We start from the raw sequence: 26,790 nt of genomic DNA on the forward strand, positions 1-26,790 counted from the left end.
GGCATGACCAGAATTCTGACTTTCGCCGTTATCGTTCTGGCTCTCGGCTTCGGTTTCTCCTGGCTGGCCGACAGGCCTGGCGTCCTTTCCATCGTCTGGCAGGGCCAGCTGATCGAAATGAGCCTGATGGTCGCCGCCTCCATCATCGCGGCGCTGGTCGCTGCCGTCATGCTGGTCTGGTGGATCGTCAACGCCATCTGGACCTCACCCAATGCCGCCCGTCGTTTTTTCCGCGCCCGCAAGCGCGACCGGGGTTATCAGGCGCTCTCCACAGGGCTCATCGCTGCCGGGGCCGGCAATGCCATCCTTGCCCGCAAGATGACGGCCCGTACTCAAGGGTTGCTCAGCGCCGATCAGGAGCCGCTGATCCATCTGCTCGATGCGCAGGCCGATCTCATCGAAGGCAAATATGACGAGGCGCGGCGCAAATTCGAAGCCATGGCCCGCGATCCCGAGACTCGCGAACTTGGCCTTCGCGGCCTTTATATCGAGGCCCGCCGTCAGGGCGCCTATGAAGCCGCCCAGCAATATGCCGAGGATGCAGCGGAAAAGGCCCCCTATCTGCCCTGGGCCGCGCAGGCGACGCTGGAAAACCGCTGCCGCAACGGACAGTGGGACGATGCCATCCGCCTGCTCGACCAGCAGAAAGCAGCCGGCGTCATTGAACGCGGTGAGGCGGAACGTCTGAAAGCCGTGCTTCTTACTGCCAAGGCCGGCGAAAAGCTGGAAAGCGATCCGGTTGGCGCGCGCGAGGATGCCAAGCACGCTCTCAAGCTTGCCAGGAGCCTGGTTCCGGCAGCGCTGATCGCGGCGAAATCCTATCTCCGGGAAGACAATCTGCGCAAGGCAGCCACGGTTCTGGAACCCGTCTGGAAGAACGATCCGCACCCGCAGATCGCCGAACTTTATGTCCGCGCACGCAGCGGCGATACCGCCATCGACCGGTTGAAACGGGCTGAGCGGCTTGAGGGCCTGAAGCCCAACAACATCGAATCCCTGTTCGCCGTGGCGCAGGCGGCGCTCGACGCCAAGGAATTCGCCAAGGCGCGAGCCAAGGCCGAGGCCGCCGCCCGGATCGAACCTCGCGAGAGCATCTTCTTGCTGATGGCCGATATCGAGGAGGCCGAAAGCGGCGATCAGGGCCGTGTGCGCTACTGGATGGCGCAGGCGCTGCGCGCGCCGCGCGACCCCGCCTGGGTGGCCGACGGCATCGTTTCGGAAAAATGGCTGCCGGTCTCGCCGGTCACCGGCCGTCTCGATGCTTTCGAATGGAAAGCACCTTTCGGCCAGCTCGAAGCGCCCGTTGAAGACCTGACAATCGAAAACGCGATTGCCGCAGCGCCTGCACGGGCCGAACCGGCCGCGAAGACGATCATTGTCGAAACCGCGCCGGAGACGCCCGCCGACCCGAAACCGGCCCCGGCCGCACCGATCGAGGTCAAGCCGGTCGTATCGGTCCCGCAGGAGAAAAAGCCGGTCACAATCGAAGCGCCAGTGGAAACCGGTGTCACGGATGAAAAGGCGGAAGCCGTGCCGTTTTTCGGCGGCGCGCCGGATGATCCGGGCGTCAAGAAACCCGGTGCGGAAGCCGAGCCCAAGACCCGGCTCAAACTCTTCTGACGAACAGGATATCGATGTTCCAGCAAATACAGTCGTTTATTCAGAACCTCGTCGGCCCGCATGGGGATGATTTCAGCCCGGACGATCTGAGGGTGGCGGTGGCCGCCCTCTGTTTCCAGGTCATGGAAGCGGATGGCACCGTCTCGAAAAGCGAGCGCGACCGCCTGCGCGAAATCCTGCAGGATTATTACCATCTCGATGCCGGCAAGTTGGACGCGCTTCTCGCCGCGGGCCAGGAGGCCGGCAAGGAAGCCGTCGATTATTACCGCTTCACCACCGATATACGCCGCCATCTCGATGAAGAGCAGCGTGTGGAGCTTATTGGCATATTATGGGATATTGTTTACGCTGACGGCGAACGAAGCGAAATGGAAGACCATGTGATCTGGCGAGTCGCCGACCTGCTTGGTGTATCCGTGCGCGACAGGGTTCTGCAACGTCAGCAGGCCGCCACGAGGTCCGGGCCCGCTGAAGAAAGCGAAAACGACGACGATGCTGTTTGACCCTTCCAGGCAACAGAGAAAACAACCATCGCTGCTCATCGTCCTGCATCAGGAACGTTCCACGCCCGGCCGCGTCGGCCAAATGCTTGTGGAAAAAGGCTATCGTCTGGATATAAGACGCCCTGCACTCGGCGATGACCTGCCGCAGACACTGGAGAAACACGCGGGCGCCATCATCTTCGGCGGCCCGATGAGCGCTAACGATTCTCATGACTACGTCAAAGCCGAAATCGACTGGCTGAAGGTGCCGCTGAAGGAAAACAAGCCCTTTCTCGGGATCTGTCTCGGCGCGCAGATGTTGTCCAAACATCTCGGCGGCAAGGTGGAGCCCGACAGGGAGGGCAAGGTGGAGATCGGCTGGTATCCGCTTCATGCCACCGAACATGGGCGGCTTCTGATGCCGCATTGGCCGAAGATGGTCTATCATTTCCACAAGGAAGGGTTCGAGCTGCCGCGCGGAGCCGAACTTCTGGCCTCCGGCGAGACCTATCCCAATCAGGCCTACCGCTATGGAAAAAATGCCTGGGGCCTGCAGTTTCACGCCGAGCTGACCCGCGCCATGATGCATAGCTGGGTGGTGCGCGGCGCGCAGCGCTTCGGCATGCCCAATGCGCAGGTGGGCAGCCAGCATCTGGAAGGCCGCATGCTGTTCGACACGCCGCTCAGGGCCTGGCTGGGCAATTTCCTCGATCTCGTTTTTGAGGGGAAGGCGCAGCGCTGAGGCCCGTGGCCGTCAGTGCGGCGCATCCAGATTGTCGATCTTGCGCAGCCTGGAGAAACCGAGCGCCCAGATAATTGCCACAGCAAGCGTGCCCGCCCCGCCGATGACAACGGCCGGTACGGCCCCGACGACATGCGCCATGGTGCCGGCGCGGAATTCGCCCAGCTCGTTCGATGCGCCGACGAACACCATGTTCACGGCATTCACACGCCCGCGCACCTCATCCGGCGTCCACAGCGCGATCAGGGTCTCGCGAACATAAACCGATACCATGTCGGATGCGCCCATGACCACCAGCGCGGCGATGGACAGCCACGCGGTTTGCGAAAGCCCGAAGACCACGGTGGAGATGCCGAAGAGGCCGACGCCGGTAAACATCAGCAGACCGGCGTGGTGACGAATGGGCTTGAAGGCCAGAATGACCGCAACGGTGATGGCCCCGATGCCGGGTGCTGCCCGCAGAAGCCCGAGGCCCCATGGCCCGAGCGTCAGCACTTCCTTGGCAAAAATCGGCATCAGCGCCACCGCGCCGCCCAGCAGCACCGCGAAAAGATCGAGCGAGATCGCACCGAGAACGATTTTTTCCTGCGCGATGAATTTGAACCCGGCGAGCATGGTTTCGAGACTGATGGCTTTTGCCGGGCCGCGTTGTTCCGGCTTGCGGATCGTCACCGCAAGCGCCGCCGATACGATGAAGAGCACGAATGCCACACTATAGGCGACGGAAGCACCGAGGCCATAAAGCAGGCCGCCGGCGACGGGACCGAGAATGGACGCCATCTGCCACGAAGAGGAATTCCAGGCGATGGCGTTCGGCAAATCCTCTACCGGCACGAGATTGGGCGCCAGCGACTGAACCGCCGGCCCCATGAAGGCGCGCTCTATGCCGAAGACGACAAGAATGGCGAAGACCGGCCAGGGGGAAAAGCTGTGCGTCAGCGTAAGACCCAGAAGAGCGGCAGCGCACAGCGCCGCAATCAGCAGGCATATGGACATGATGCGCCGACGATTGTGCCGGTCGGCGACCGTTCCGGTGACGAGGATCAGAAGCAGCGACGGCAGAAACTGGAAAAGACCGATCAGGCCGAGATAAAAGGCGTTGCCGGTCACCTCATACATCTGCCAGCCGACCGAGACGCTGACGATCTGGATGGCGAAGGCCGAAAAAAACCGGGCGCTGAAAAAGCGGCGATAGGAACTGTGCCGGAATGCACCGAAACGGTTTTCGGCGGAAGGGAGGGACATCGGCTGGGTGCTCGCGAGACAATATGAGAGCTTTGCAATAGAGCGATATCACAGGAATCGCCAGCCCTCACTGACGGGATGACGAAAAGTGTGAGCGGTTTTCGTCTGAAATCCCGCTGCAAAGGCACGAGCCAGATTGTGATGATCGCCGGTCGCTCAGACCAAAGATCATTACGATCTGGCGCAACACTTGCCGGTTCACGGTTCAATGTCTAAATGTCTTGCAACCAAGATACGGAGATATTGATGCTTGCCCTGTTTCAGACCATCGATCTGGCCTTGAACCTCTATACGTGGGTGCTGATCGCCAGCGCTATTTTTTCCTGGCTTTACGCCTTCAACGTCATCAATTCCCGCAACCAGTTCGTGAACGCCATCGGCAGCTTTCTGTTCAATGTCACGGAACCGGTTCTGCGCCCCATCCGCCGCATTCTGCCCAATCTCGGCGGCATCGACATTTCGCCGATCATCGTTCTCCTGATCATCTTCTTCATCCGCTCCTTCATGTGGAACACGCTTTACCCGATGGTCGCTTGAGCACCTGCTGGCAGAAGCATAGCGACCATGTCCGCCTGACCGTCCGCCTCACACCGAATGGCGGGCGGAACGCCGTCGACGGCGTGGAAAAGGATGCGGAGGGAAACGCGCATCTGAAGGCCCGCGTCAGCGCCGTGCCGGAAGGCGGCAAGGCCAACAGAGCCCTGATTGTTTTGCTGGCGAAAAAACTCGGCCGGCCGAAATCCTCCATCAGCTTCGTTTCAGGCGAAACGGCGCGTAAAAAAATCCTCCGCATCGACACCGACCCGGAGGATTTCGAAGAGCTATTCAAAAAGCTCGAAAACTAAAGCGCATCGCGTCTAATCTGATTCATGCGACGCGCTTTAAATCTTTGTTTTTAAGCATGTCTAGGTCCCAAAACCGCTGCACACTTTTGGGAGACATGCTTTAGATCAGCCCTGCGCCTTGTAGCGCTCGATGGCTTCGACGATCAGCTTCTTGGCGACGTCGACATCCTGCCAGCCGCCCATCTTCACCCACTTGCCGGGCTCCAGATCCTTGTAGTGCTCGAAGAAGTGCTCGATCTGCTTCAGCGTGATTTCCGGCAGGTCGGTGTAATTGTGGACCTTGTCGTAACGGCGCGTCAGCTTCGGAACCGGCACGGCGAGGATCTTCTCGTCCTTGCCGCCGTCATCTTCCATGATCATCACGCCGATGGGGCGGACATTGATGACGCAGCCCGGAACCAGCGGACGGGTGTTGCAGATGAGAACGTCGATCGGGTCGCCATCGTCAGACAGGGTGTGCGGCACGAAACCATAGTTACCCGGATAGGTCATAGGCGTGTAGAGGAAGCGATCGACGATCAGCGCACCGGCATCCTTGTCCATCTCGTACTTGATCGGGTGTCCACCGACCGGCACTTCAACGATGACATTCACGTCATCCGGCGGATTCTTGCCTACGGAAATTGCATCGATACGCATTCGCTTCCCTCATTCGACGGGTTGGATTTGGTTTTTCGATACTGGGAAAGTCGCCGCATTGCAACATGGCTTTGAGCGGATAAGGCAGAATGCGGGATTTGAGGCTATCGCAATTGCGCATGGCCGGCCGCGAGAATGAACCCGAGGCCAAATCACCCGGCATTGTTTGTCAGTTCCAGACGAAACCGACCTTGCGAAGCGACTTGCCGTCGAAATCTTCCATGCCTTCGGCGATATCGCGGCCACCGTGAGAGCGGAAAAAGCGGTTGGCCACATCGCTGTCTTCAAGGCACCAGACAACGATGCCGTTGCAGCCAAGCGAGGTCAGCAGTCTGCGCGCTTCCGTAAACAGCAGCGAGCCAAGCCCGATGCCCTGATATTCCGGCCGGAGATAAAGTTCGTATATCTCGCCGTCCTGCGGCAGCCCGCGTGCCCGGCTGAGGCCCAGTGTCGCATATCCGGCGACCACACCGGCCACCTCTACCACCAGCATGGTTGCGGAGCCTTTGGTTGCCTTTTTCCACCAAACTTCTCCACGACGCTCGAGCATCTGCGTCAACGGCCGATGCGGGATAAGGCCGGCATAGGCCTGTTGCCACGACAGACGGTGCGCCTCGGAAATGGCGCGCGCATCATGCGGTTCAGCACGGCGAACATCGATGGATAACGTTTTCATAACGCGATTCTGGCCCCGGCCACGGAAACTTACCAGTCATAAAGGTTAACGCCGGCAAGCTTACCCACAGCCTATTCATGTGGACGACCGATAAAAATTAACGCATCCTTAACCTTTGGCACAAGCACCTTTCGACTCATGCACACATAAAAACGAACGCATAAAAAAACCCGGCTCAAGGCCGGGTTCTTTCAAATTCATAACGACAAGCCGCAATCAGACAGCGAGCTTGGCCTTTTCAAAACGCTTGCGATCGTTGGCGTCCAGGAACATCTTGCGCAAACGGATGGACTTCGGCGTCACTTCCATCAGCTCATCGTCCTGAATCCAGGAAAGCGCGCGATCGAGCGTCATGCGGATCGGCGGCGTCAGCTTCACGGCTTCATCCTTGCCGGCAGCGCGGATGTTGGTCAGCTGCTTGCCCTTCAGCACGTTCACTTCGAGATCGTTATCGCGAGAGTGAATACCGATAATCATACCGGCATAGACCTTCTCACCCGGCTCGATGATCATCGGGCCACGATCTTCCAGGTTGAACATGGCGTAAGCAACAGCTTCACCCGAACCGTTCGACAAGAGAACGCCGTTCACGCGACCGGCAATCTGGCCCTTGAAGGGCTGATAGTCGTGGAACAGACGGTTCATGATCGCCGTACCGCGCGTGTCGGTCAAAAGCTCCGACTGGTAGCCGATCAGGCCACGGGTCGGCGCATAGAACTTCAGACGAACGCGATTGCCGCCGGAAGGACGAAGCTCGGCCATTTCAGCCTTGCGCTCGGACATCTTCTGGACGACGACGCCGGAATGTTCTTCATCAACGTCGATCACGACTTCTTCGATCGGCTCCAAGAGGGTGCCGTTCTCATCCTTGTGCATCACGACGCGCGGACGCGAAACGGCAAGCTCGAAGCCTTCGCGACGCATGGTTTCGATCAGAACCGCCAGCTGCAATTCGCCACGACCGGAAACGAAGAACGAATCCTTGCCTTCGGCTTCTTCGATCTTCAGCGCAACGTTACCTTCTGCTTCCTTGAACAGGCGGTCACGGATAACGCGGCTCGTAACCTTGTCGCCTTCGGTGCCAGCCAGCGGGCTGTCGTTGACGATGAACGACATGGTGACGGTCGGCGGGTCAATCGGCTGTGCCTGCATCGCCTCGGTAACCGACGGATCACAGAAGGTGTCGGCGACGGTGCCTTTGGAAAGACCGGCGATGGCGACGATGTCACCCGCATGGGCCTCCTCAATTGCCGTGCGCTCGATACCGCGGAAGGCGAGGATCTTGGAAATGCGGCCTGTTTCAATTGTCTTGCCGTCCTGGCCAAGCACCTTCACAGCCTGGTTCGGCTTGATCGAACCGGACGCGATGCGGCCGGTGATGATGCGGCCGAGGAAGTTGTTGGCTTCAAGGATCGTGCCGATCATGCGGAACGGGCCCTCTTCTACCTTGGGCTCCGGAACGTGCTCAAGAACCAGATCGAGCAGCGGCGCAAGACCCTGATCCTTCGGACCTTCCGGGTTGACGTTCATCCAGCCGTCACGGCCGGAACCGTAGAGGATCGGGAAGTCGAGCTGCTCGTCGGTGGCGTCGAGGTTGGCAAAGAGGTCGAAGACTTCGTTGATGACTTCTTCATGACGCCCATCTGGACGGTCAATCTTGTTGATCGCGACGATCGGGCGAAGACCAACCTTCAGCGCCTTGCTGACCACGAACTTGGTCTGCGGCATCGGGCCTTCCGAGCTATCGACCAGAACGATCGCACCGTCCACCATCGACAGGATACGCTCGACTTCACCGCCGAAGTCGGCGTGGCCGGGGGTGTCGACGATGTTGATGCGGACACCCTTCCACTCCACCGAGGTCGCCTTGGCGAGAATGGTGATGCCACGTTCCTTTTCGAGATCGTTGCTATCCATCACGCGCTCGGCGACACGCTGGTTGTCGCGGAACGAGCCGGACTGCTTCAGGAGCTCGTCCACGAGCGTCGTTTTTCCATGGTCAACGTGCGCGATGATCGCGATGTTGCGAAGTGCCATTGTTCAAAATCTCTGAGGTTGGGCGCTATATTAATGAGAAACGCCAATTTAGTTTGGCGCGCTCATAACCTTTTTTTTGCAAATGCGAAAGGGGGGGCCTTGTCATAAGCCCCCTGCACTCAGGTTCTAGCTCAGAAATATGACAGTCTTTTATACCGGACCCTTATGCCAGACCACGCTTCAAAAGCATGGCGTCCGGGCTTGGCATCTTGCCGCGAAAAGCAAGATAGGCCTCTTCCGGATCGATGGAACCGCCGACGGAATAGATATTGTCTTTCAACTTGCGCGCCATCTCGCCATCGAAGGGATTGCCGGTTTCCTCGAAGGCCGAAAAGGCATCGGCATCCAGAACTTCCGACCACATGTAGGAATAATAGCCTGCCGAATATCCATCGCCGGAGAAAACGTGCTGGAAATGCGGGGTCGCATGCCGCATGACGATAGACTTCGGCATGTTCAGGGTGGAGAGCACCTCACCCTGCACAACCATCGGATCGCTCACGTTTTCCCGCGTGTGGAACGCCATGTCGACAATCGCCGACGAGGTGAATTCCACCGTGCTGAAACCGGCATTGAAGGTCTGCGCGGCCAGAACCTTGTCCAGCAGCGCCTTCGGCATCGGCGCGCCCGTGTCATAATGCAGGGCGTATTTTTCCAGAATTTCCGGCACCGTCAGCCAATGTTCGTAAAGCTGCGACGGCAATTCGACGAAATCGCGCGAGACGCCCGTTCCGGAAACGGAGGGGTAAGTGACATTTGACAACATGCCATGCAGCGCGTGGCCGAATTCGTGAAAAAGCGTGCGGGCATCGTCGAGCGAAAGCAGCGCCGGTTTGCCTTCGGCTGGTTTGGCGAAATTGCAGACATTGTAGATGATCGGAATTTCTCCGACCGTGCCGTTCTTCAAGGGCAGCTTGTGCTGCGACTGGAAGGAGCTCATCCACGCGCCGGAGCGCTTGGAGGGGCGGGCGAAATAATCGCCGAGGAACATGGCCTTCAGACCGCCCTTTTCGTCGCGGATTTCGAAAACCCGCACATCCGGGTGATAGGCGGCGACGCCTTTGACTTCGACCGCCCGAATCCCGAACAGCCGCCCGGCCACATCGAAGCAGGCCTCGATGATCTTTTCGAGCTGGAGATAAGGCTTCAACTCCGCCTCGGAGAAGCTGAATTTCCGTGCCCGCAACTTTTCGGCATAATGCCGCCAGTCCCAGGGCAGCACTTCGTGATTCCTGCCCTCCTCGGCGATGATTGCGGCCAGTTCGGCCTCTTCCTCGCCCGCACGGCGCACGGCCTTTTCCCAGACCTGCCCTAAAAGGCCGTTCACGGCATCCGGCGTCTTCGCCATCGTGTCATCAAGCTTGTAGGCGGCGAAATTCGCGTAACCGAGAAGCTTTGACTTTTCCTCGCGCAGTTCGAGCGTGCGGTGGACGATATCGCGATTGTCGGTCTCGCCGCCATTCTCGCCGCGCGCCACCCAGGCCCTGAAGGCCTGCTCGCGCAGATCGCGGCGTTCGGAAAAGGTCAGGAAAGGCTCGATGATGGAACGGGAAAGGGTGACGGCAAATTTGCCGTCCGCGCCATGCTCACGGGCCGCACCCGCCATCGCGTCGCGCAGGAAACCGGGAATACCGGCAAGTTCCTCTTCCGTGGAAAGCAGAAGCTTCCAGTTCTTTTCATCCGCCAGCACATTCTGCCCGAATTTCGCACCGAGACCCGCAAGCTCCTCATTGATCGCCGCCAAGCGTTCCTGCCGGTCCTTCGGCAGCTTGGCGCCGGAGCGCACGAAACCCTTCCAGTGCCGCTCAAGGACGCGGCTTTCCTCACCCGTCAGCCCAAGCGTTCCGCGCTTTTCCCACAATGTATCGATGCGCTTGAACAACGCTTCGTTCATGCCGATCTTCGAATAGTGCCGCGACAGTTTCGGTGCGATCTCGCGCTCCAGCGCCTGGATCACACCATTGGTATTGGCGCCTGCCCTGTTCCAGAACAGCGCCGAAATGCGCGAAAGATCGTCTCCGGCGATTTCGAGCGCGGTCACGGTGTTTTCGAAGCTCGGGGCCTCAGCATTGCCGGCAATAGCATCGATTTCCTGTTCGTGGGACAGAAGGGCGGCATCGAAGGCCGGAGCGAAATCCTCATCCCTGACCGCATCGAATTTCGGCAGACCATTGTGGCCGTTCCAGTCAACGAGTGCGGGATAAAGCGCGGTCTTGGATGGCATTTCATCTTCCTTGAACGATTCCGGTTTAAGCCCATATGGGCACGCCTCCACCGGCAATTCAATGCCGGACTTTGGTGTAAGGAAGATTGGCTGCGACCTGATTTTTGCTTTTGCCCCAACTGCCGGCACAGACGCCGGATACCGATGGCAGGTGACCTGTGTAAGGGACTTGACCGACGATATGGACCGGGATGTCCGATCTTCTTTGCTTTGGCGTAACAATCGTCGTTTATGTTGCCGACCGTAACGCAATCGAACTGACACATACTTTACTCGATTTTCAACAATATGATTTATGCGCCATTGATTATCGCCGGGATTTTAGTAAGGCTGACTTACGAAAAGGCGAAGCATGGGCACTAAACGCGAAAAAGACTCATTGGCATTTTTACTGAACAGCGGCGCACGCCTGCTGAACAGTGCGTTTGAGCGCCGAATTTCTGAAGCCGGACTGGGCCTGACGCCCGGCGAAGCGCGCGCATTGCTGACGGTTGCCGTCGTTGATGGCAGCAAACAGTCGGATATCGCCGCCCGGCTCGGCATCGAGCCGATGACGATCTGCGCCTATCTCGACAAGCTGCAATCTCTCGATCTCATCGAACGCCAGCAGGACCCGCAGGACAGGCGCTCCAAGCGCATCGTGCTGACAAAAAACTCCACCGACATGCTGGAAGCCGTGCGCCAGGAAATCGATGAACTCGTCCGTCACGCCACGCAGGGCCTGAACGAAGAAGAAGTCGCGCTTTTCCGCAGCTTCCTGCAGACCCTTCGCAACAATCTCCAGCCGGAACAGCCGGGCCAGAGCTGCTGATCGCAATGTCGCCAGAAACGATCATGTCCAGAAAGCGCACGGCCATACTCGGTGCGTTGCTGACGGCGCTGGCGCCGATTTCCATGGCGATCTACACACCGGCCATGCCGGAACTGACGCGGGTTTTCTCCACCACTGAATCCGCCGTCAAACTCAGCCTCTCGCTTTATTTCGCCGGTTTCGCCATCGCCCAGCTACTCGCCGGTCCGGCATCCGATGCCTTCGGTCGGCGAAAGGCGAGTCTCGTCTTCCTCTCCATCTTTCTGGGCGGTGGACTGCTGGCGATCTTTGCCCCAACAATTGAAGTGCTGCTCTTCGCCCGGCTTGTTCAGGGCATTGGCGCCTCCGTCGGCATGACGGTGGCGCGCGCCATCGTGCGCGATCAATTCACGGGCGCAGAAGCCTCCAGCATCATGAACCTCATTGGCATCATGCTGGCCGTTGGCCCCGCCATGGGCCCGACCATCGGCGGGCTTTCGCTTGCGGCTTTCGGGTGGCAATCGGTATTTTTCCTCATGGCCGGCCTCGGGGCCATCGCCATCTTTTCCGTCGTGGTCTTCCTGCGCGAGACGACGAGCCCGGACAAGAACCTGATCCGCCCGCACCGCCTCCTGTCGGCCTATGGGACATTGCTCACCGAGCCGCGTTTTCTTCTGGCCGCACTGGTGCTCGGCGGTTCCATCGGCGCGCTTTATGCGCAGGCGACCATGCTGACCTTCATCCTCATCAACAAGGTCGGCATGACACCCACCGCCTTCGGCATCGGCATGCTGATGCAGACCGGCGCTTATTTCTTCGGCTCAATCGCCCTGCGTTATATCGCACCGCGGCTGGGCGACCGCCGTTCGGTCGTCCTCGGCCTCTGTTTTTCGGGAACAGGCGGTCTCCTTATCCTGCTGTCGGTGTTCCTGATACCGCCATCCTTTCTTTCGATCATGGGACCCGTGGCGGTGGCGACGGTCGGCATCGCCTTATTGACGCCATCCATGGTGACGGCGGCCCTCGCCCCATTCCCACATATTGCCGGCTCGGCATCGGCGATGATGGGGTTCATTCAGATGGGGTCGGGGTTTGCGGGCGGTGCCGCAGCCTCGCTTATCGGTTCGCCGTTGACCGGCTTCGGCATCATCATCCCCGTGATGGAATTCACCGCAATCGCCAGCTATATCGGCTTCCGCATCGTCTCCAGACGAGAGACATGAAAAAACCCGCCGGCGTCGCCGCCAGCGGGGTCTCATTATGTCCATTCCAGCAGAATTACTTGCTGATATTGCGCTTTGCGAGCGTACGAAGACGCAGCGCGTTGAGCTTGATGAAGCCTGCCGCATCCTTCTGGTCATAAGCGCCGTGGTCGTCCTCGAAGGTCACCAGCGCGTCGGAATAGAGCGACTTGGCGCTCTCGCGGCCGGTTACCATGACATTGCCCTTGTAGAGCTTCAGGGTCACTTCGCCTTCCACATGTTCCTGGCTCTTGTCGATCAGCGCCTGCAGCATTTCGCGCTCTGGCGAGAACCAGAAGCCGTAATAGATGAGCTCGGCGTAACGCGGCATCAGCTCGTCCTTGAGGTGGGCTGCACCCCGGTCAAGCGTGATGGATTCGATGGCGCGATGCGCGGCAAGCAGGATGGTGCCGCCGGGCGTCTCGTAAACGCCGCGCGACTTCATGCCGACGAAGCGGTTCTCGACCAGATCGAGGCGACCGATGCCGTTTTCGCGGCCATAGTTGTTCAGCGTCGCAAGAAGCGTCGCCGGCGACATTTCGACGCCGTTGATAGAGCAGGCATCGCCCTTGCGGAAACCGATCTTGATGACGGTTGCCTTGTCGGGCGCGGCTTCCGGGGAAATGGTGCGCATATGCACATATTCCGGTGCTTCCTGCGCCGGATCTTCCAGAACCTTGCCCTCGGAAGAGGAGTGCAGCAGGTTGGCGTCGACCGAGAAAGGCGCCTCGCCCTTCTTGTCCTTGGCAACCGGAATCTGGTGCTGTTCGGCGAAGTTCAAGAGGTCGGTACGGCTCTTGAACGTCCAGTCGCGCCAGGGAGCGATAATCTTGATATCCGGGTTCAGCGCATAGGCCGAAAGCTCGAAACGGACCTGGTCGTTGCCCTTGCCGGTGGCGCCATGGGCGATGGCGTCGGCGCCGGTCTTCTTGGCGATTTCGATCAGGTGCTTGGAAATCAGCGGACGGGCAATGGAGGTGCCGAGCAGATAGACGCCTTCATAAACGGCGTTGGCGCGGAACATCGGGAACACGAAATCACGCACGAACTCTTCGCGGACGTCCTCGATGAAGATTTCCTTGATGCCCAGCATCTCGGCCTTCTTGCGCGCCGGCTCAAGTTCTTCGCCCTGGCCGAGATCGGCGGTGAAGGTCACGACCTCCGCGCCGAGTTCCGTCTGAAGCCATTTCAGGATGATCGAGGTGTCGAGACCGCCGGAATAGGCGAGAACGACTTTCTTAACGTCTTTCGGAAGTGCCATAGTGATGTCCATCTGCATGATGACGGCATTGGGACACCGCCATTTCCTTGGGATTTCGGCACTTTTACAGTGCAACCCGAAATGTGTGAAGCGCTTTTCCGTGAGATAAGCGACAAAACAATTGATGGGCGGGTACGACAGTGGGCGATCACCGGGCGCATCGATGGGAACGAAGCAATTGTCACATGCATTATGAAAATTCGCGCTTTATCATAAGCGGCGCGATCGACTTGAAGACCGTGAATGAAGCCACTCAGGTTCAGGCAACGTTGCAAACCGCTGGAAACAGCCGAAACGACGCGAAGGAGAAACCTATGACGACCATCCACCCCGCATTCAAGGAAGATAATGTCGCTGTCATCACCGGTGCGGCATCCGGCATCGGACTTGCCGCCGCCCGCAAATTCGCCGGTTTCGGCATGAGTGTCGTGCTCGTCGATCTCGACGGCGACAGGCTTGCCGCAGCCCATGCGGATATCCTGGCCGTCGCAAAGGACGGCGAAGCGCAGATCGTCGCCATCCCGACCGACATATCCAAACTCGATGAACTGGAGGCGCTGGAGCGCGCCGTGATCCAGCGTTTCGGACGCGTCCACGTCCTGATGAACAACGCCGGCATTCAGCCCGGCAGCGCCATTTTCGGCCCACAGGCCAATTGGGAAAAAATCATCAACGTCAATCTGATGGGCGTCGTGAACGGCAGCCGCGTTTTCGGCCAGGGCATGATCGCCCATGGCGAGCCGGCGCTCATCATCAATACTGGCTCGAAACAGGGCATCACCACGCCTCCCGGCGATCCCGCCTACAATGTCTCGAAATCCGGCGTCAAAACCTTCACGGAAGCGCTTCAGCACGAATTGCGCAATATTCCGAACGGCTCGGTTTCCGCCCATCTGCTGATCCCCGGTTATGTCTTCACCGGCCTCACCGCCCATGGCAGAACGGAAAAGCCGGAGGGCGCATGGACCGGCGAACAGACCGTCGACTTCATGGTCGAAAGCATCGGCCGCGGTGATTTCTACATTCTCTGCCCGGATGGCGAGGTGGACCGCCCGACGGATGAAAAACGCATTCTCTGGGCGGCCTATGACATCGTCCAGAACCGCCCGCCGCTGTCACGCTGGCACACGGAATACTCCGCCGCCTTCACCAGCTTCCTGAAAAACTGAATGTTCCGGGCCGCCGCGATGTGACCGTTGCGGCGGCTTTTCGCGCCGATGCATTGGCGCTCAAAAACATTGGCAGAAGCGCGAAATCGCGTTAAGCACGGCAACCTCCAGATTTTACGGGTGCCGCGATGGATTTCGTTCCAGGCCTGCCAACATTGATCGCCTTCACCATCGCCATTCTGCTTCTGGCGGTGACGCCGGGGCCTGACATGACGCTGTGGATCAGCCGCTCCCTGCGCGAGGGCCGGACGGCGGGTTTCATGACGCTTCTGGGAACCAATATCGGTATTACCGTGCATACGATGCTCGTCGCCTTCGGCGTCGCCGCCCTCATCGTCGCTTCGCCGACGGCTTTCATGATCCTGAAGACCGGCGGGGCCGCGTATCTCGTCTGGCTCGCCATTCAGGCGATCCGCAAGGGCTCGGATTTCGTGATGGTGAAAAGCACCGGCGAAAAAGCGCAGTCCTCGCTGAAATCAGCGCTGTTAAACGGCATCTGGGTGAACTTGCTGAACCCGAAGATCATCATCTTTTTCATGACCTTTCTGCCACAATTCGTCAGCGCATCCGACCCGCATGTAACCGGCAAGCTGATCTTCCTCGGCATCTGGTCGATCATCGTCGCGCTGCCGATTGGCATCGGCATCGTGATCGCCGCAGATGTTCTTTCAGCCTGGCTGCAACGCAACCGGAAAATTCTGCGCGGACTGGATTATACGATCGCCGGCGTCTTTTCGCTTTTTGCCGTCAAGATTTTCTTCACGCAGGCGCGCTGACGGCAAATTAAAAAAGGCGCCTTACGGCGCCTTTTTACAATCAACCGATCAGCAGCTCATCATCGTCGAGCTTCTGGCCGCGTATCTTGCGGAACATGTCGATCAGGTCCTCGACCTCGAGATCCTTGCGGCTGTCACCGGAGACGTCGAGCACGATCTCACCGGCATGCAGCATGATTGTACGCGTGCCATAATCCAGCGCCTGACGCATGGAATGGGTGACCATCAGCGTCGTCAGCTTGCGCTCAGCCACGACCTTGCGGGTCAGCTCCATCACGAATTCGGCCATGCCGGGATCGAGAGCAGCCGTATGCTCATCGAGCAGCAGCACATCCGAGCCGGACAGTGTCGCCATGACGAGCGAGACCGCCTGCCTCTGACCGCCGGACAGAAGGTCCATGCGGTCCTTCAAGCGATTTTCCAGCCCGAGATTGAGCGAGGCAATGCGCTCCTTGAAGAAATCCCGGCGGCCGCGCCCAAGCGCCGGCAGAAGGCCGCGACGCTCGCCCCGCGACGCTGCGAGCGCCAGATTTTCCTCAATGGTGAGCGCGCCGCAGCTGCCCGCCAGCGGGTCCTGAAACACGCGCGCCACTCGCCCAGCCCGGCTGGCGGTCGGTTTGCGGGTAACATCGGCGCCGCCGATCATCACCTTGCCCGCCGTCGGCAGGACGTCGCCCGCCAGAACGCCGAGCAGCGTCGATTTGCCAGCGCCATTGGAGCCGATGACGGTGACGAAGGAGCCATCCTCGATGGTGAGATCGATCTTGGAGAGCGCCTGCTTCTGCAGCGGCGTGCCGCGTCCGAAGACAACCTGGATATCGGAAAGGGAAATCACGATGTTGCTCCCCCGCGGCGCAGTCGGGGCAGGATCAATGCGATTGCCACCAATACCGCCGTTACGAAATTGAGATCGGACGCCTTGAGGCCCAGCACATCGCTCGACAGGGCAAGCTGGATGGCGAGACGATAGGCGATGGAGCCGAAAACGCAGCCGATCAGCGCGATCAGAATGCCGCGCGCGCCGAACAGCGTTTCGCCGATGATGACGGCGGCAAGGCCGACGACGATGGTGCCGACACCGGAGGTCACATCCGCAAAGCCGTTGGTCTGCGCAAACAGCGCGCCGCCGAGAGCGACCAGCGCATTCGAAAGCGCCATGCCGAGGTAAATCTGGTTGCCGGTCTTCACGCCCTGCGCCCGCGCCATCCGGGCATTGGCACCCGTCGCGCGCATGGCAAGGCCCGCATCGCTTTCAAGGAAACGCCAGACGAGGATGACCGCGATCAGCACCAGTGCGCCGACGAACAGCGGCCGCACCAGATATTCCGACAGGCCGAGGCCGTAAAACGGCGAGATCATCGTATCCTGATTGAGCAGCGCGACATTCGGCTTTCCCATCACGCGCAGATTGACGGAAAACAGCGCGATCATCGTCAGGATCGAGGCAAGCAGGTTGAGGATCTTGAAACGAACGTTGAGCGTCGCGGTCACGATGCCGGCGGCGGCACCGGCCACCATCGCAATCGCCGTCGCAACCCAGGCATTTAGACCGGCGATGATCAGCACGGCAGCCACGGCGGCGCCGAGCGGAAACGAACCGTCCACGGTCAGGTCAGGAAAATCAAGCACCCGGAAAGCGAGATAAACGCCGATCGCCACGAAAGCGAAGACCAGTCCCAGCTCCACGGCACCCCAGAAGGCGATTTGGCTCACGGTAATGTCCTTGTTATTGCCGCCATCAGGCGGAGACGGGCACCATCTCGTGCCACGTAAAACGGGCGGCGAATTTGCCGCCGCCCGTTATTCAGTCTGGTTTCGGTTCAGTCGATGACCTTGGTGGCGCGCTTGGTGATGCTTTCCGGGAAGGTAACGCCAGCTTTTTCGGCGGCCTTCTTGTTGATCACCAGATCAGTGCCGACAGCAACGGTTGCCGGAATATCTCCCGGCTTTTCACCCTTGAGGATGCGGACGACGACGGCACCGGTCTGCTTGCCCACGTCGAAATAGTTGAAGCCGAGGGCGGCAACCGCACCGCGGGCGACGGAATCCGTATCGGCGGCGTAAAGCGGGATCTTGGCTTCGGAAGCAACACTGGCAGCCGCTTCGAAAGCGGAAACGATGGTGTTGTCGGTCGGAACGTAGATCACATCGGCCTTGCCGACCAGCGCGCGGGTTGCGCCCTGCACTTCTGCGGACTTGGTGGCGACGGATTCAACAACCTTGAGACCCGCCTTCTCGGCTTCGGCCTTCAAGAGGGCCAGCGTCGAAACGGAGTTGGCCTCGGCCGAATTGTAGATGAAGCCGATCGACTTGGCGTTCGGGGAGATTTCCTTGATGAGCGCCAGATGTTCGCCAACCGGCAGCATGTCGGAAAGGCCGGTCACGTTGCGGCCGGGCTTTTGCATGTCCTTGACGAGCTGTGCGCCGACCGGATCGGAAACCGCCGTGAAGACGACCGGAATGTCGCGCGTGGCGGCAACGACGGCCTGCGCGGACGGCGTCGAGATTGGCACGATGACGTTGGGCGCATCGCCTACGAACTGGCGGGCGATCTGCGCCGCGGTGCCGGGATTGCCCTGCGCGGACTCATAAAGGAACTTGAGGTTCTCGCCTTCCTTGTAACCAGCCTCGGCAAGCGCGGCTTTGACGCCATCACGGGCGGCATCAAGCGCCGGATGTTCAACGATGGCGGTGACGGCGACGGTGACGTTTTCAGCCTTGGCCGGCAGAACGAGGGCGCTCGCGGCAGCGAGAGCCAGAATGAATGCGCGCATGGATATCCTCCTGTTGGTTCCCTGTTTTCGTCTTCTTAGGAACAAGACAGCCCGAAATCAATCGGAGAACCGCTGCAAAACAAGCTTTCAGGCGGCAATTGCGGCTTATTCAGTCATCCGCGCCATGGTTGGCGATCATCATCGCCTCGAAAGCCAACCTTTCGGTCTTGCGCATGCGCTCGGATTCCGACTTCAGCTGGCCGCAGGCAGCGAGAATATCGCGACCGCGCGGCGTGCGGATCGGCGAAGCATAACCCGCCTGATTGATGAAATCGGCGAACTTCTCGATCTGCGCCCAGTCCGAGCACTGATAGTTCGTGCCCGGCCATGGGTTGAACGGAATGAGGTTGATCTTGGCCGGAACGCCCTTCAGAAGCTGCACCAGCATCTTGGCGTCTTCCAGACTGTCATTCACATCCTTCAGCATCACATATTCGAAGGTGATGCGGCGGGCATTGGAAAGGCCCGGATATTTGCGGCAGGCGTCGATCAGTTCCTTCAGCGGATATTTCTTGTTGATCGGCACCAGCATGTCGCGCAGCTCGTCGCGCACCGCATGCAGCGAAATCGCCAGCATCACGCCGATCTCATCGCCGGTGCGGAAGATTTCCGGCACAACGCCCGAGGTGGAGAGCGTGACGCGACGCTTGGAGAGCGACAGGCCATCGCCATCGGTGGCAATCAGAAGCGCGGTCTTCACATGCTCGAAATTATAAAGCGGCTCGCCCATGCCCATCATCACGATGTTGGAGACCTTGCGGCCTTCACTCGGCACATAAGCGCCTACCGGCGTCGAACCATCAGGGAAATCGCCGAGCCGATCACGGGCCAGCAGAAGCTGGGAGAGGATTTCCTCAGCCGTCAGGTTGCGCACGAGGCGCTGGGTGCCGGTGTGACAGAAGGAACAGGTCAACGAACAGCCCACCTGGCTCGAAATGCACAGCGTACCGCGACCCTCTTCGGGAATATAGACCGTCTCGATTTCGACCGGACGTCCCGCACCGCGCGGCGGGAACCGCATCAGCCATTTGCGGGTACCGTCATTGGAGATCTGCTCCTCGACGATTTCCGGGCGGGCGATGGTGAAGGCCGCCTTCAGCTTCTCGCGAAGCTCCTTGGCGACATTGGTCATGTTGTCGAAATCGGAGACGCCGCGCACATAAAGCCAGTTCCACAACTGGCTGACGCGCATCTTCACCTGCTTCTGCGGCACGCCGATCTCGGCCAGCGCCTCGCCCATGTCCTCACGCGTCAGGCCAATCAGCGACGGCTTGCCGGACATCAGATCGCTATTGGCGATCAGCGGGGTTTTGACTGCCAGGCCGGCAGGGGCTTGCATTACGGACATCACGCTATCCCACCATTCCATGCATCGCACGACCAGCCTGTCGGATAGGCGGAAAATCGTCTGCATGTCGAGAAAATCAAAGGCGGAGCACTTTTCGCGCATCCGCCTGTCAATGTTGCCGCGCCTTTAGCATCAAACAAGCAAAAACGCAAATGGCCGGTCAATGACCGGCCATTGTCGAATGCGATAAAGCGTCAGGGTTACTTGCAGCTCTCGATCTGCTTGAGAGCCGCCGAAATACCCGACAGCGAATAGGAATAGGAGGTCGCCGTGCCCCGGCCGGAAACTGCCTTGACGGTCATCGACTTGCCGCCCTTCATGGCGGCGACGAGTGCCGGTTCTTCAGCAGCGTTTTCAACCCAGGCTGCCTTGTCCTTGGTGAACATGACAAAGTTCTTGTTGTCGATCGTCACATTGACCTTGGAACCCTGCTTCAGCGGATAACCCACCATGGCCTGCGGCTCATAGGAAATGTTCTGGCCGGGACGCTGCGAGACGATGAAGAAGATATCGCCGTGATCGACGCTTGCCGGTTCCTTGGCGGTCGGAATGGAAAGAACGTAGCAGACGGTGCTGTTGCCCGATTTGTACGAATAGGCACCCCACGCATTGAACTGCTGGATGCGCGTGGGCGACTGTGCAGATGCTACGCCGACGCTGGTCAGCAAAATGGCCGCTGCGGTTGCTACACTTCTTACAAACATAGAATTTCCTGCCGGGTTATTGTCTTCCATTAGCCCGAAGCAGCGGCGGGCTCCATTTTCTGGATCGGCCACGTTCAGGTGCGGATCGTCTTTTCTCATTGTGGTCGGGAAGCGGTTACCAAACCGTCAACAACACGCATAAAATGCCGGAAACGTCTTGCGGTGTTACAGATTGGCGACTCCCGACGCCCTGAGGAGAAGGGCGCGAAACACCCTTCCTCCGTGTGTATGACACATAAATTCAGGCAAGAATTTGTCGCCCGTCGGGCTCACCCGAACAGCCAGATCACAGAGGCGTTACCCGGCTTCCTGCTGCCGTTTCAGCATGGCGTCAGCCGCCTCGTAATGCTCCATCTTGATGTGGGCGCGGATCATGGCGAGCGCCGCCGTGATGACGGCAATATCGTCGGTGAATCCGATAACGGCCAGCACATCCGGCACGGCATCCATCGGCATGATGAAATAGGCGAGCGCCGCCAGAATGATACCCTTGGCGCGCAGCGGCGTATCGCGGTCGATCGCGCAATAATAGGCAGCCGCCGCATCGCGTGCGAAAGGCACCTTCGACATCACGCGCTTCAGCTTGGGCCAGAATTTCGCCCGCACCACAGTCTCGCGCTCATGCTGCCTGTCGGTTTCACCCGGCAGAAGAATTTCACCGATTTTCACATCATCCATGATCGACGGTCCTCCGGTCACGGCTATTATATGGGATTTAAGGTCCGCCGTTCAATTGCTTCGGCCCGCAGCCGCCTTTTGCATGGCCTCGGCCAGAAGAAAATCCCGCTCCGTCACACCCTGCGAATCATGGGTGGTAAGGCAGACCTTGACCCGCGAATAGACATTGGACCATTCGGGATGGTGATTGAGCCTTTCCGCGACAAGTGCGGATTCGGCCATGAAACCGAAGGCTTCCGCAAAACTTGAAAACTTGAAGGACCGAACGATAGCCGCGCCGTCCTCGCGCAGGGACCAGCCCTCGAGTTTCGACAGGGCCTGCCGGATGGCGTCCGGCTCGAGTCTGGGATATTTCATTAACTTGCCTCCGCTTGAGACCCATTAACGCTTCAACGACCGGATCGACGCATATTCCATGAAACATACAGCTATTCTTTTTGTCTGCATGGGCAATATCTGCCGTTCACCGCTGGCCGAAGGGGTTTTGAGACACCTTGCCGACGGCGCGGCCATGTCTGATCAGCTTACCATCGATTCCGCCGGCACCGGCGGCTGGCACGCGGGTGACGCACCCGATCCGCGATCCATTGCCATGGCGCGACGGCATGGCGTCGATATTTCCAGGCAGCGGGCGAGACAGGTCACCCCTGCGGATTTCGAGGCCTTCGACCTGATACTCGCCATGGACGAAAACAATCTGGCGAACCTGCTGCAATCAAGCCCGGAAAGACAGCGGCACAAGATCCATCTCTTCATGGACTATGCCACTGGCCGTCGCGAGAACGTCCCCGACCCCTATTACGGGGCCGAGGACGGGTTCCTCAAGGTCTACAACATGCTCTTGGCAGGATGCAGATCGTTGCTCGAAAAAATGGAGCTGGACCGCGCCTCGTGAAGCGGAAACGCCTCTTCAACGATATAGGGTCCGCCGCCCACCGATTCCTTCGACGACATCAGCACGAAACGGCCGACCGTGAAGGGCGAGGTGCGGAAGTTGCCGCGTCCGGAAAGATACTGCACCACGTCGTCCACGCGGTAGGAGCGCAACCGCGCCAGCGTGACATGCGGCATGAACTTGCGCGGATCGGGCGGGAGACCGATCCTCTGGCAGATCCGCTCGATTTCCGCCTGAAGCGCATGCATTTCCGGCGAGGGAGAAACCCCGGCCCAGATGGAATGCGGTTTCTTGGAACCGAAGGACCCCATACCGGTGAGACTGAGCTGGAATTCCGGCCTTTCGATCCGGTCCAGCCTGTCCACCACCTCATCGGCGGTCCGCCCGTCGATGTCACCGATAAAACGCAGGGTTATGTGATAATTCTCCACATCGATCCACCGGGCTCCCGGCAGACCACCGCGCAACAATGAGAGGCTCATAGCCGCATTGCGCGGAATTTCGAGGGCGGTAAACAGTCTCGGCATGGCGAGCTCCCCGAATCTCTTGGCAGAACAAGCATAGCGAATCACGCAATGCAGGCGGGCGCAAGTGCTTATTTTTTTTGCGCACCGATTGTCGTGATGAAGCTTTCAACAGCCGGCAAAGATTTTTCGACCATCATCGCCACACCCTTCGTATTGGGGTGCATCTTGTCGTCCAGCTTCAGCGCATCATCCGTCACCACGCCGTCCAGAAAGAAGGGATAAAGCGGCAGGTTGTATTTTTCGGCGAGCTTCGGAAAGATCGGATTAAAGCGCCTGGCATAATCATCGCCCATATTCGGCGGCGCCATAATGCCGACCAGCAACACGGCTATGTTGCGCTTCTGAAAACCGGAAATGATGGTGTCGAGGTTCTTTTCGGTCTGTTCGGGGGGGATTCCACGCAGCGCATCATTGGCGCCGAGTTCCAGGATGACCCCGTCCGTACCGTCGGGAACCGACCAGTCCGCCCGCGCCAGACCACCGGAAGAGGTATCGCCGGACACACCGGCATTGGCGATGGCGACGTTGACGCCCTTGCCCTTTAATGCAGCCTCAAGCTGTGCGGTGTAGCTGTCATTGGGGGGGAGCTGATAGCCGGCCATCAGGCTGTCGCCGAGTCCGACCAGCTGCAATGTCCGCTCCTGAGCCATGACAACAGTTGCGGAAAAGGCGGCGGCAAAAATGACGATGAAGTGAAACAGGGCAGCTTTAAATCTCATCACGGCTTTCCTAACTTGGTTCCCATTGTCTGAAATACCGACCGCATCGACCGCCAGACCGTTTTCATCACCCTATATAGGAACGAGAATTGTGACGAAAAGCATCATAGAGCTGAAGAAAGCTGACCTCACGCTCGGCAATGCCGCCGCCTCCGTTCACGTTCTCAAGAACATCGATCTTTCAATCGGAGAGAGCGAGGCGGTTGGTATCGTCGGCCCCTCCGGATCGGGAAAGTCGACGCTTCTGATGGTGCTTGCCGGTCTCGAGAGGCTCGATAGCGGTGAAATCATCATCGCGGATACGGAACTGCACAAGCTCGGCGAGGACGCGCTGGCGGATTTTCGTGGCCGCAACATCGGCATTGTTTTCCAGTCCTTCCATCTCATCGCCAATATGACAGCGCTGGAAAACGTTGCGGTCCCACTCGAACTGGCAAACACACCCAACCCCTTCGAGATCGCCAGACGCGAGCTCGTCGCCGTCGGTCTCGGCGAACGTCTCAACCACTATCCCGGCCAGCTCTCCGGCGGCGAGCAGCAGCGTGTCGCCATCGCCCGCGCGCTTGCCCCCTCACCGGCCGTGCTGATCGCCGACGAACCGACAGGCAATCTCGATACCGATACGGGGAAACAGATCGCCGATCTCCTGTTTGCCAAACAGGCCGAACGCGGCATGACGATGATCCTCGTCACCCACGATCCGTCGCTTGCCGCCCGGTGCTCGCGCCAGATCAAGGTCCGCTCCGGCGAGATAGAGGGCGACAGCGCCACCTGCCATATGGCGCGGGCGGTGTCGGCATGAGCGGATCAATTATCCCGTCTCTTGCCAATATCAGAAACGCCGCAAGGCTCGCCCGGCGCGAAATTCGCGGTGGGTTACGCGGCTTTTACATTTTCCTCGCCTGCATCGCGCTTGGAACCGGCGCCATCGCCGCCGTCAATTCCGTCTCGCGCGCGGTGACCAGCGCCATCGCCACGGAAGGTCAGTCCATATTGGCGGGCGATGTGCGTTTCGAACTGCGCAACAGGGAAGCGACACAGGAAGAGCGGGCCTATCTCGACAGCCTCGGAACCGTCGCGGTTTCCACCGGGCTGCGCTCCATGGCGCGCCTCGCCGACGGGTCCGAACAGACCCTGACGGAAGTGAAGGCTATCGATGGCGCTTACCCGCTCTATGGCACCTTCGTTGCCGAGCCGAACCGACCGCTGAATGAGCTTCTGGCCGGGAACGTCGACACCTACGGCGCCATTGCCGCGCCGCTTCTGCTGGAACGGCTCGGCACCAAGGTCGGCGATGAAATCCTGCTCGGCAATGTCAAGCTGAAACTGACCGGCACGGTGGTCGACGAGCCGGATGCTCTCTCCGACGGTTTCGGTTTTGCTCCACGACTGATGGTCAGCCGCGACGCCCTTTTCGCCTCGGGTCTCGTTCAGAACGGCAGTCTGGTCGAGCATGCCTACAAGATCAGGCTGAACGATCCTTCGGCACGGTCAACGATGACCGATTCGGCCAACAAGGCCTTTCCCGATGCCGGCTGGTCCATCCGCACCAGTGACCGGGCGGCCCCATCGCTCACCGAAAACGTCAATCGCTTCTCGCAATTCCTGACGCTGGTGGGCCTCACCGCCCTCATCGTCGGCGGTGTCGGCGTTGCCAATGCCGTTCGCGCGTTTCTGGATTCCAAGCGCACCACCATCGCCTCGTTGAAATGCTTAGGCGCACCGGCCTCGGTGGTCACCATGACCTATCTTTTCCAGATCGCCTTCATTGCCGCCGTTGGCATTGTCATCGGCCTCGTGGTCGGCGCCATCGCGCCTCTCATCGCCATGCGGTTTCTGGAGGGCGTGTTGCCCGTGCCGGAGGAGCTTGCCTTCTATCCCGGCGCACTCGGTCTCGCCGCCCTGTTCGGCCTCCTGACAACGCTCGCTTTCGCCATCGTGCCGCTTGGCCAGGCGCGCGAAGTGCCGGCAACGGCGCTTTTCCGCGAACAGGGTTTCGAGGAGGGAAGCTGGCCATCCTGGCCCTATCTGGCCGCAACCGGCCTGCTGCTGGCAGCGCTCGCCGCGCTGGCCATCCTTTCGGCGGAAGACCGCTTCATCGCCTCGGTCTTCCTTGCCGCCATCGCTTTTGCCTTCGTGGTGCTGAGGCTCGTTGCCTCCGGCGTGAAGGCTATCGCCAAGCGTAGTCCGCGCGTTCATTCGGCTGCGCTCAGGCTGGCGATCGGCAATATTCACCGGCCGGGCGCGCTCACCCCGTCTGTCGTCCTTTCGCTCGGCCTCGGCCTGACCCTGCTCGTGACGCTCACGCTGATAGACGGCAATCTGCGCCGCGAACTGACGGACAGCCTGCCGGACCGCGCACCGAATTTCTTCTTCGTGGATATTCAGGGCAGCGAACTTCAGGGCTTCCGCGATCTTCTGAAGCGGGAAGCGCCGGAAGGCGCGCTGACCGAAGTGCCGATGCTGCGCGGCCGCATCCTGGCGCTCAACGGCGAGGATGTCACGAAAATGGAGGTGCCTCCAGCCGGACGCTGGGTGCTGCGCGGCGACCGGGGTATCACCTATTCGCAGGATATTCCCGAAAACGCGACTCTCACAGAAGGAAGCTGGTGGGGACCGGACTATAGCGGCGAGCCGCTGGTCTCCTTCGCGGCCGAGGAAGCCGGGGAACTGGGTCTCAAGATTGGCGACACGGTGACCGTCAACGTGCTCGGCCGCAGCATAACGGCAAGGATCGCCAATCTGCGCAATGTCGAATGGGAATCCCTGTCAATCAATTTCGTCATGGTGTTTTCGCCAAACACCTTCCGCGGCGCGCCGCATGCGTGGCTGGCGACACTCGCCGACCCCTCCGCAACCGCCGCCGACGAAGGCCGCATATTGCGCGCTGTAACCAACGCCTTTCCGACGATCACCAGCGTGCGCGTGAAGGATGCGCTCGACGTCGTTAACCGGCTTGTCGGCCAGCTTGCCACCGCCATTCGCGCCGCCGCAGCCGTCGCCCTCATCGCCTCCGTCCTGGTTCTCGCCGGCGCTCTTGCCGCCGGAAACCGCGCCCGCACCCATGACGCGGTCATCCTGAAAACGCTGGGCGGCACACGAAACCTGCTCATCCGCGCCTTCTCCTACGAATATATGATGCTCGGCCTCGCCACCGCCGTCTTCGCACTTTTCGCCGGCGGCGTCTCCGCATGGTTCGTGATCGCCCGCATCATGAAGCTGCCCTCCAGCTTCCTGCCGGATGTGGCGATCGGAACGCTCGTCGTCGCCCTCGTCATGACGGTGGGCATCGGCCTCATCGGCACATGGCGGATTCTCGGGCAGAAGGCAGCTCCGGTTCTCCGGCAGGCAGGTGAATGATCGTCGGTTGTGCACCGCTTAACTTTAACGATTAATTC

Annotated in this window: 28 protein-coding genes; 13 read left to right on the forward strand and 15 right to left on the reverse strand. The window is 59.7% G+C overall.

Going from position 1 to position 26,790, the window contains the following annotated elements; all coding sequences use genetic code 11:
- The first annotated feature begins 3 nt into the window (after positions 1–3).
- Genes PH605_RS04240 through PH605_RS04250 form a run of 3 tightly spaced genes read left to right on the forward strand, consistent with a single transcriptional unit; the run spans position 4 to position 2,844 of the window.
- Positions 4–1,620, forward strand: coding sequence for a heme biosynthesis protein HemY (locus PH605_RS04240; RefSeq protein ID WP_142844374.1), 1,617 nt, complete (start codon positions 4–6; stop codon positions 1,618–1,620).
- Between the two features lie 14 nt (positions 1,621–1,634).
- Positions 1,635–2,123: a tellurite resistance TerB family protein gene (locus PH605_RS04245; protein ID WP_080856837.1), complete on the forward strand. Its 489-nt coding sequence runs from the start codon at positions 1,635–1,637 to the stop codon at positions 2,121–2,123.
- Positions 2,113–2,844: a glutamine amidotransferase gene (locus PH605_RS04250; RefSeq protein ID WP_080856838.1), complete on the forward strand. Its 732-nt coding sequence runs from the start codon at positions 2,113–2,115 to the stop codon at positions 2,842–2,844. The genes PH605_RS04245 and PH605_RS04250 overlap by 11 nt, the downstream gene beginning before the upstream one ends.
- Positions 2,845–2,856: 12 nt before the next feature.
- On the opposite strand, the gene PH605_RS04255 is transcribed toward PH605_RS04250, so the two are convergent.
- Positions 2,857–4,089 carry an MFS transporter gene (locus tag PH605_RS04255; RefSeq protein WP_142844375.1) on the reverse strand — a complete coding sequence of 411 codons (1,233 nt, stop codon included), beginning with the start codon at positions 4,087–4,089 and terminating at the stop codon, positions 2,857–2,859.
- 246 nt (positions 4,090–4,335) lie between these two features.
- Between PH605_RS04255 and PH605_RS04260 the strand changes: the two genes are divergently transcribed.
- Together PH605_RS04260 and PH605_RS04265 are read left to right on the forward strand one after the other, a co-directional pair.
- Complete coding sequence (locus tag PH605_RS04260; RefSeq protein WP_003523487.1) at positions 4,336–4,626, forward strand: YggT family protein; 291 nt, start codon at positions 4,336–4,338, stop codon at positions 4,624–4,626.
- Positions 4,623–4,934, forward strand: coding sequence for a DUF167 domain-containing protein (locus tag PH605_RS04265; protein ID WP_161987767.1), 312 nt, complete (start codon positions 4,623–4,625; stop codon positions 4,932–4,934). Before PH605_RS04260 ends, PH605_RS04265 begins: the two co-directional genes overlap by 4 nt.
- 105 nt (positions 4,935–5,039) lie before the next feature.
- Here PH605_RS04265 and ppa read toward each other — a convergent pair whose 3' ends face one another.
- The 4 genes from ppa to PH605_RS04285 all read right to left on the reverse strand — a co-directional run bounded on the left by ppa (position 5,040) and on the right by PH605_RS04285 (position 10,510).
- Positions 5,040–5,573 (reverse strand): inorganic diphosphatase, encoded by a 534-nt coding sequence (gene ppa, locus PH605_RS04270; RefSeq protein WP_003523485.1) that lies wholly within the window; start codon positions 5,571–5,573, stop codon positions 5,040–5,042.
- Between the two features lie 169 nt (positions 5,574–5,742).
- Positions 5,743–6,249: a GNAT family N-acetyltransferase gene (locus PH605_RS04275; RefSeq protein WP_003523484.1), complete on the reverse strand. Its 507-nt coding sequence runs from the start codon at positions 6,247–6,249 to the stop codon at positions 5,743–5,745.
- A gap of 216 nt (positions 6,250–6,465) precedes the next feature.
- Positions 6,466–8,286: a translational GTPase TypA gene (gene typA, locus PH605_RS04280; RefSeq protein ID WP_065656937.1), complete on the reverse strand. Its 1,821-nt coding sequence runs from the start codon at positions 8,284–8,286 to the stop codon at positions 6,466–6,468.
- Between the two features lie 163 nt (positions 8,287–8,449).
- Positions 8,450–10,510 (reverse strand): M3 family metallopeptidase, encoded by a 2,061-nt coding sequence (locus tag PH605_RS04285; protein ID WP_142844377.1) that lies wholly within the window; start codon positions 10,508–10,510, stop codon positions 8,450–8,452.
- A 191-nt stretch (positions 10,511–10,701) separates the two neighbouring features.
- Here PH605_RS04285 and PH605_RS04290 point away from each other — a divergent pair, with 191 nt between their 5' ends.
- Genes PH605_RS04290 through PH605_RS04300 form a run of 3 tightly spaced genes read left to right on the forward strand, consistent with a single transcriptional unit; the run spans position 10,702 to position 12,523 of the window.
- Positions 10,702–10,905, forward strand: coding sequence for a hypothetical protein (locus PH605_RS04290; protein WP_142844378.1), 204 nt, complete (start codon positions 10,702–10,704; stop codon positions 10,903–10,905).
- The gene (locus PH605_RS04295) at positions 10,863–11,321 is read left to right on the forward strand and encodes a MarR family winged helix-turn-helix transcriptional regulator (RefSeq protein WP_020813564.1); all 459 of its coding nucleotides are present in this window, start codon (positions 10,863–10,865) and stop codon (positions 11,319–11,321) included. The genes PH605_RS04290 and PH605_RS04295 overlap by 43 nt, the downstream gene beginning before the upstream one ends.
- A gap of 5 nt (positions 11,322–11,326) precedes the next feature.
- Entirely contained in the window at positions 11,327–12,523 is a 1,197-nt protein-coding gene (locus tag PH605_RS04300; RefSeq protein ID WP_193559568.1) for a multidrug effflux MFS transporter, read from the forward strand.
- A 55-nt stretch (positions 12,524–12,578) separates the two neighbouring features.
- On the opposite strand, the gene PH605_RS04305 is transcribed toward PH605_RS04300, so the two are convergent.
- Entirely contained in the window at positions 12,579–13,802 is a 1,224-nt protein-coding gene (locus PH605_RS04305; protein WP_125145327.1) for an argininosuccinate synthase, read from the reverse strand.
- Between the two features lie 314 nt (positions 13,803–14,116).
- On the opposite strand from PH605_RS04305, the gene PH605_RS04310 reads away from it, so the two are divergent.
- The gene (locus PH605_RS04310; protein ID WP_031234585.1) at positions 14,117–14,971 is read left to right on the forward strand and encodes an SDR family NAD(P)-dependent oxidoreductase; all 855 of its coding nucleotides are present in this window, start codon (positions 14,117–14,119) and stop codon (positions 14,969–14,971) included.
- Between the two features lie 128 nt (positions 14,972–15,099).
- Entirely contained in the window at positions 15,100–15,747 is a 648-nt protein-coding gene (locus tag PH605_RS04315; RefSeq protein WP_003523192.1) for a LysE family translocator, read from the forward strand.
- Positions 15,748–15,787: 40 nt separating this feature from the next.
- Here the strand turns inward: PH605_RS04315 and PH605_RS04320 are convergent, their stop codons facing one another.
- The 7 genes from PH605_RS04320 to PH605_RS04350 form a co-directional block, all read right to left on the reverse strand.
- A complete protein-coding gene (locus tag PH605_RS04320) occupies positions 15,788–16,582 on the reverse strand; it encodes an ABC transporter ATP-binding protein (protein WP_080856843.1) in 795 nt (264 codons plus the stop codon).
- On the reverse strand, positions 16,579–17,460 hold the full coding sequence (locus PH605_RS04325) for an ABC transporter permease (RefSeq protein WP_003505036.1): 882 nt from the start codon (positions 17,458–17,460) through the stop codon (positions 16,579–16,581). The genes PH605_RS04320 and PH605_RS04325 overlap by 4 nt, the downstream gene beginning before the upstream one ends.
- A 107-nt stretch (positions 17,461–17,567) precedes the next feature.
- A complete protein-coding gene (locus PH605_RS04330; RefSeq protein ID WP_142844380.1) occupies positions 17,568–18,521 on the reverse strand; it encodes an ABC transporter substrate-binding protein in 954 nt (317 codons plus the stop codon).
- A 109-nt stretch (positions 18,522–18,630) separates the two neighbouring features.
- A complete protein-coding gene (gene rlmN, locus PH605_RS04335; protein WP_081307996.1) occupies positions 18,631–19,803 on the reverse strand; it encodes a 23S rRNA (adenine(2503)-C(2))-methyltransferase RlmN in 1,173 nt (390 codons plus the stop codon).
- Between the two features lie 266 nt (positions 19,804–20,069).
- On the reverse strand, positions 20,070–20,573 hold the full coding sequence (locus PH605_RS04340; RefSeq protein WP_003523183.1) for an invasion associated locus B family protein: 504 nt from the start codon (positions 20,571–20,573) through the stop codon (positions 20,070–20,072).
- 297 nt (positions 20,574–20,870) lie between these two features.
- Positions 20,871–21,251, reverse strand: coding sequence for a YkvA family protein (locus PH605_RS04345; protein WP_142844381.1), 381 nt, complete (start codon positions 21,249–21,251; stop codon positions 20,871–20,873).
- 51 nt (positions 21,252–21,302) lie between these two features.
- Entirely contained in the window at positions 21,303–21,608 is a 306-nt protein-coding gene (locus tag PH605_RS04350; RefSeq protein ID WP_003505045.1) for a 4a-hydroxytetrahydrobiopterin dehydratase, read from the reverse strand.
- Between the two features lie 58 nt (positions 21,609–21,666).
- Between PH605_RS04350 and PH605_RS04355 the strand changes: the two genes are divergently transcribed.
- Positions 21,667–22,146, forward strand: a complete 480-nt coding sequence (locus tag PH605_RS04355) for a low molecular weight protein-tyrosine-phosphatase (protein WP_142844382.1) — start codon at positions 21,667–21,669, stop codon at positions 22,144–22,146.
- Here PH605_RS04355 and thpR read toward each other — a convergent pair.
- Both thpR and PH605_RS04365 read right to left on the reverse strand, forming a co-directional pair.
- Positions 22,080–22,673, reverse strand: coding sequence for an RNA 2',3'-cyclic phosphodiesterase (thpR, locus tag PH605_RS04360; protein WP_142844383.1), 594 nt, complete (start codon positions 22,671–22,673; stop codon positions 22,080–22,082). The genes PH605_RS04355 and thpR overlap by 67 nt on opposite strands.
- A 68-nt stretch (positions 22,674–22,741) precedes the next feature.
- Complete coding sequence (locus tag PH605_RS04365) at positions 22,742–23,392, reverse strand: arylesterase (RefSeq protein ID WP_142844384.1); 651 nt, start codon at positions 23,390–23,392, stop codon at positions 22,742–22,744.
- A gap of 91 nt (positions 23,393–23,483) precedes the next feature.
- Between PH605_RS04365 and PH605_RS04370 the strand changes: the two genes are divergently transcribed.
- Positions 23,484–24,194 carry an ABC transporter ATP-binding protein gene (locus PH605_RS04370; protein WP_142844385.1) on the forward strand — a complete coding sequence of 237 codons (711 nt, stop codon included), beginning with the start codon at positions 23,484–23,486 and terminating at the stop codon, positions 24,192–24,194.
- Positions 24,191–26,752, forward strand: a complete 2,562-nt coding sequence (locus tag PH605_RS04375) for an ABC transporter permease (RefSeq protein WP_142844386.1) — start codon at positions 24,191–24,193, stop codon at positions 26,750–26,752. The genes PH605_RS04370 and PH605_RS04375 overlap by 4 nt, the downstream gene beginning before the upstream one ends.
- Positions 26,753–26,790: the final 38 nt, after the last annotated feature.

Source organism: Agrobacterium sp. CFBP 3001, assembly GCF_027871605.1.
Lineage (GTDB): Bacteria > Pseudomonadota > Alphaproteobacteria > Rhizobiales > Rhizobiaceae > Agrobacterium > Agrobacterium leguminum.

What these genes read in the sequence shown, in the direction of transcription:
- PH605_RS04240 (WP_142844374.1), top strand. Translation starts at nt 4, where the DNA reads ATGACCAGAATTCTGACTTTCGCCGTTATCGTTCTGGCTCTCGGCTTC.
- PH605_RS04245 (WP_080856837.1), top strand. Translation starts at nt 1,635, where the DNA reads ATGTTCCAGCAAATACAGTCGTTTATTCAGAACCTCGTCGGCCCGCAT.
- PH605_RS04250 (WP_080856838.1), top strand. Translation starts at nt 2,113, where the DNA reads ATGCTGTTTGACCCTTCCAGGCAACAGAGAAAACAACCATCGCTGCTC.
- PH605_RS04255 (WP_142844375.1), bottom strand. Translation starts at nt 4,089, where the DNA reads ATGTCCCTCCCTTCCGCCGAAAACCGTTTCGGTGCATTCCGGCACAGT.
- PH605_RS04260 (WP_003523487.1), top strand. Translation starts at nt 4,336, where the DNA reads ATGCTTGCCCTGTTTCAGACCATCGATCTGGCCTTGAACCTCTATACG.
- ppa (WP_003523485.1), bottom strand. Translation starts at nt 5,573, where the DNA reads ATGCGTATCGATGCAATTTCCGTAGGCAAGAATCCGCCGGATGACGTG.
- PH605_RS04275 (WP_003523484.1), bottom strand. Translation starts at nt 6,249, where the DNA reads ATGAAAACGTTATCCATCGATGTTCGCCGTGCTGAACCGCATGATGCG.
- typA (WP_065656937.1), bottom strand. Translation starts at nt 8,286, where the DNA reads ATGGCACTTCGCAACATCGCGATCATCGCGCACGTTGACCATGGAAAA.
- PH605_RS04285 (WP_142844377.1), bottom strand. Translation starts at nt 10,510, where the DNA reads ATGCCATCCAAGACCGCGCTTTATCCCGCACTCGTTGACTGGAACGGC.
- PH605_RS04290 (WP_142844378.1), top strand. Translation starts at nt 10,702, where the DNA reads ATGTCCGATCTTCTTTGCTTTGGCGTAACAATCGTCGTTTATGTTGCC.
- PH605_RS04295 (WP_020813564.1), top strand. Translation starts at nt 10,863, where the DNA reads ATGGGCACTAAACGCGAAAAAGACTCATTGGCATTTTTACTGAACAGC.
- PH605_RS04300 (WP_193559568.1), top strand. Translation starts at nt 11,327, where the DNA reads ATGTCGCCAGAAACGATCATGTCCAGAAAGCGCACGGCCATACTCGGT.
- PH605_RS04305 (WP_125145327.1), bottom strand. Translation starts at nt 13,802, where the DNA reads ATGGCACTTCCGAAAGACGTTAAGAAAGTCGTTCTCGCCTATTCCGGC.
- PH605_RS04310 (WP_031234585.1), top strand. Translation starts at nt 14,117, where the DNA reads ATGACGACCATCCACCCCGCATTCAAGGAAGATAATGTCGCTGTCATC.
- PH605_RS04315 (WP_003523192.1), top strand. Translation starts at nt 15,100, where the DNA reads ATGGATTTCGTTCCAGGCCTGCCAACATTGATCGCCTTCACCATCGCC.
- PH605_RS04330 (WP_142844380.1), bottom strand. Translation starts at nt 18,521, where the DNA reads ATGCGCGCATTCATTCTGGCTCTCGCTGCCGCGAGCGCCCTCGTTCTG.
- rlmN (WP_081307996.1), bottom strand. Translation starts at nt 19,803, where the DNA reads ATGTCCGGCAAGCCGTCGCTGATTGGCCTGACGCGTGAGGACATGGGC.
- PH605_RS04340 (WP_003523183.1), bottom strand. Translation starts at nt 20,573, where the DNA reads ATGTTTGTAAGAAGTGTAGCAACCGCAGCGGCCATTTTGCTGACCAGC.
- PH605_RS04345 (WP_142844381.1), bottom strand. Translation starts at nt 21,251, where the DNA reads ATGGATGATGTGAAAATCGGTGAAATTCTTCTGCCGGGTGAAACCGAC.
- PH605_RS04350 (WP_003505045.1), bottom strand. Translation starts at nt 21,608, where the DNA reads ATGAAATATCCCAGACTCGAGCCGGACGCCATCCGGCAGGCCCTGTCG.
- PH605_RS04355 (WP_142844382.1), top strand. Translation starts at nt 21,667, where the DNA reads ATGAAACATACAGCTATTCTTTTTGTCTGCATGGGCAATATCTGCCGT.
- thpR (WP_142844383.1), bottom strand. Translation starts at nt 22,673, where the DNA reads ATGCCGAGACTGTTTACCGCCCTCGAAATTCCGCGCAATGCGGCTATG.
- PH605_RS04365 (WP_142844384.1), bottom strand. Translation starts at nt 23,392, where the DNA reads ATGAGATTTAAAGCTGCCCTGTTTCACTTCATCGTCATTTTTGCCGCC.
- PH605_RS04375 (WP_142844386.1), top strand. Translation starts at nt 24,191, where the DNA reads ATGAGCGGATCAATTATCCCGTCTCTTGCCAATATCAGAAACGCCGCA.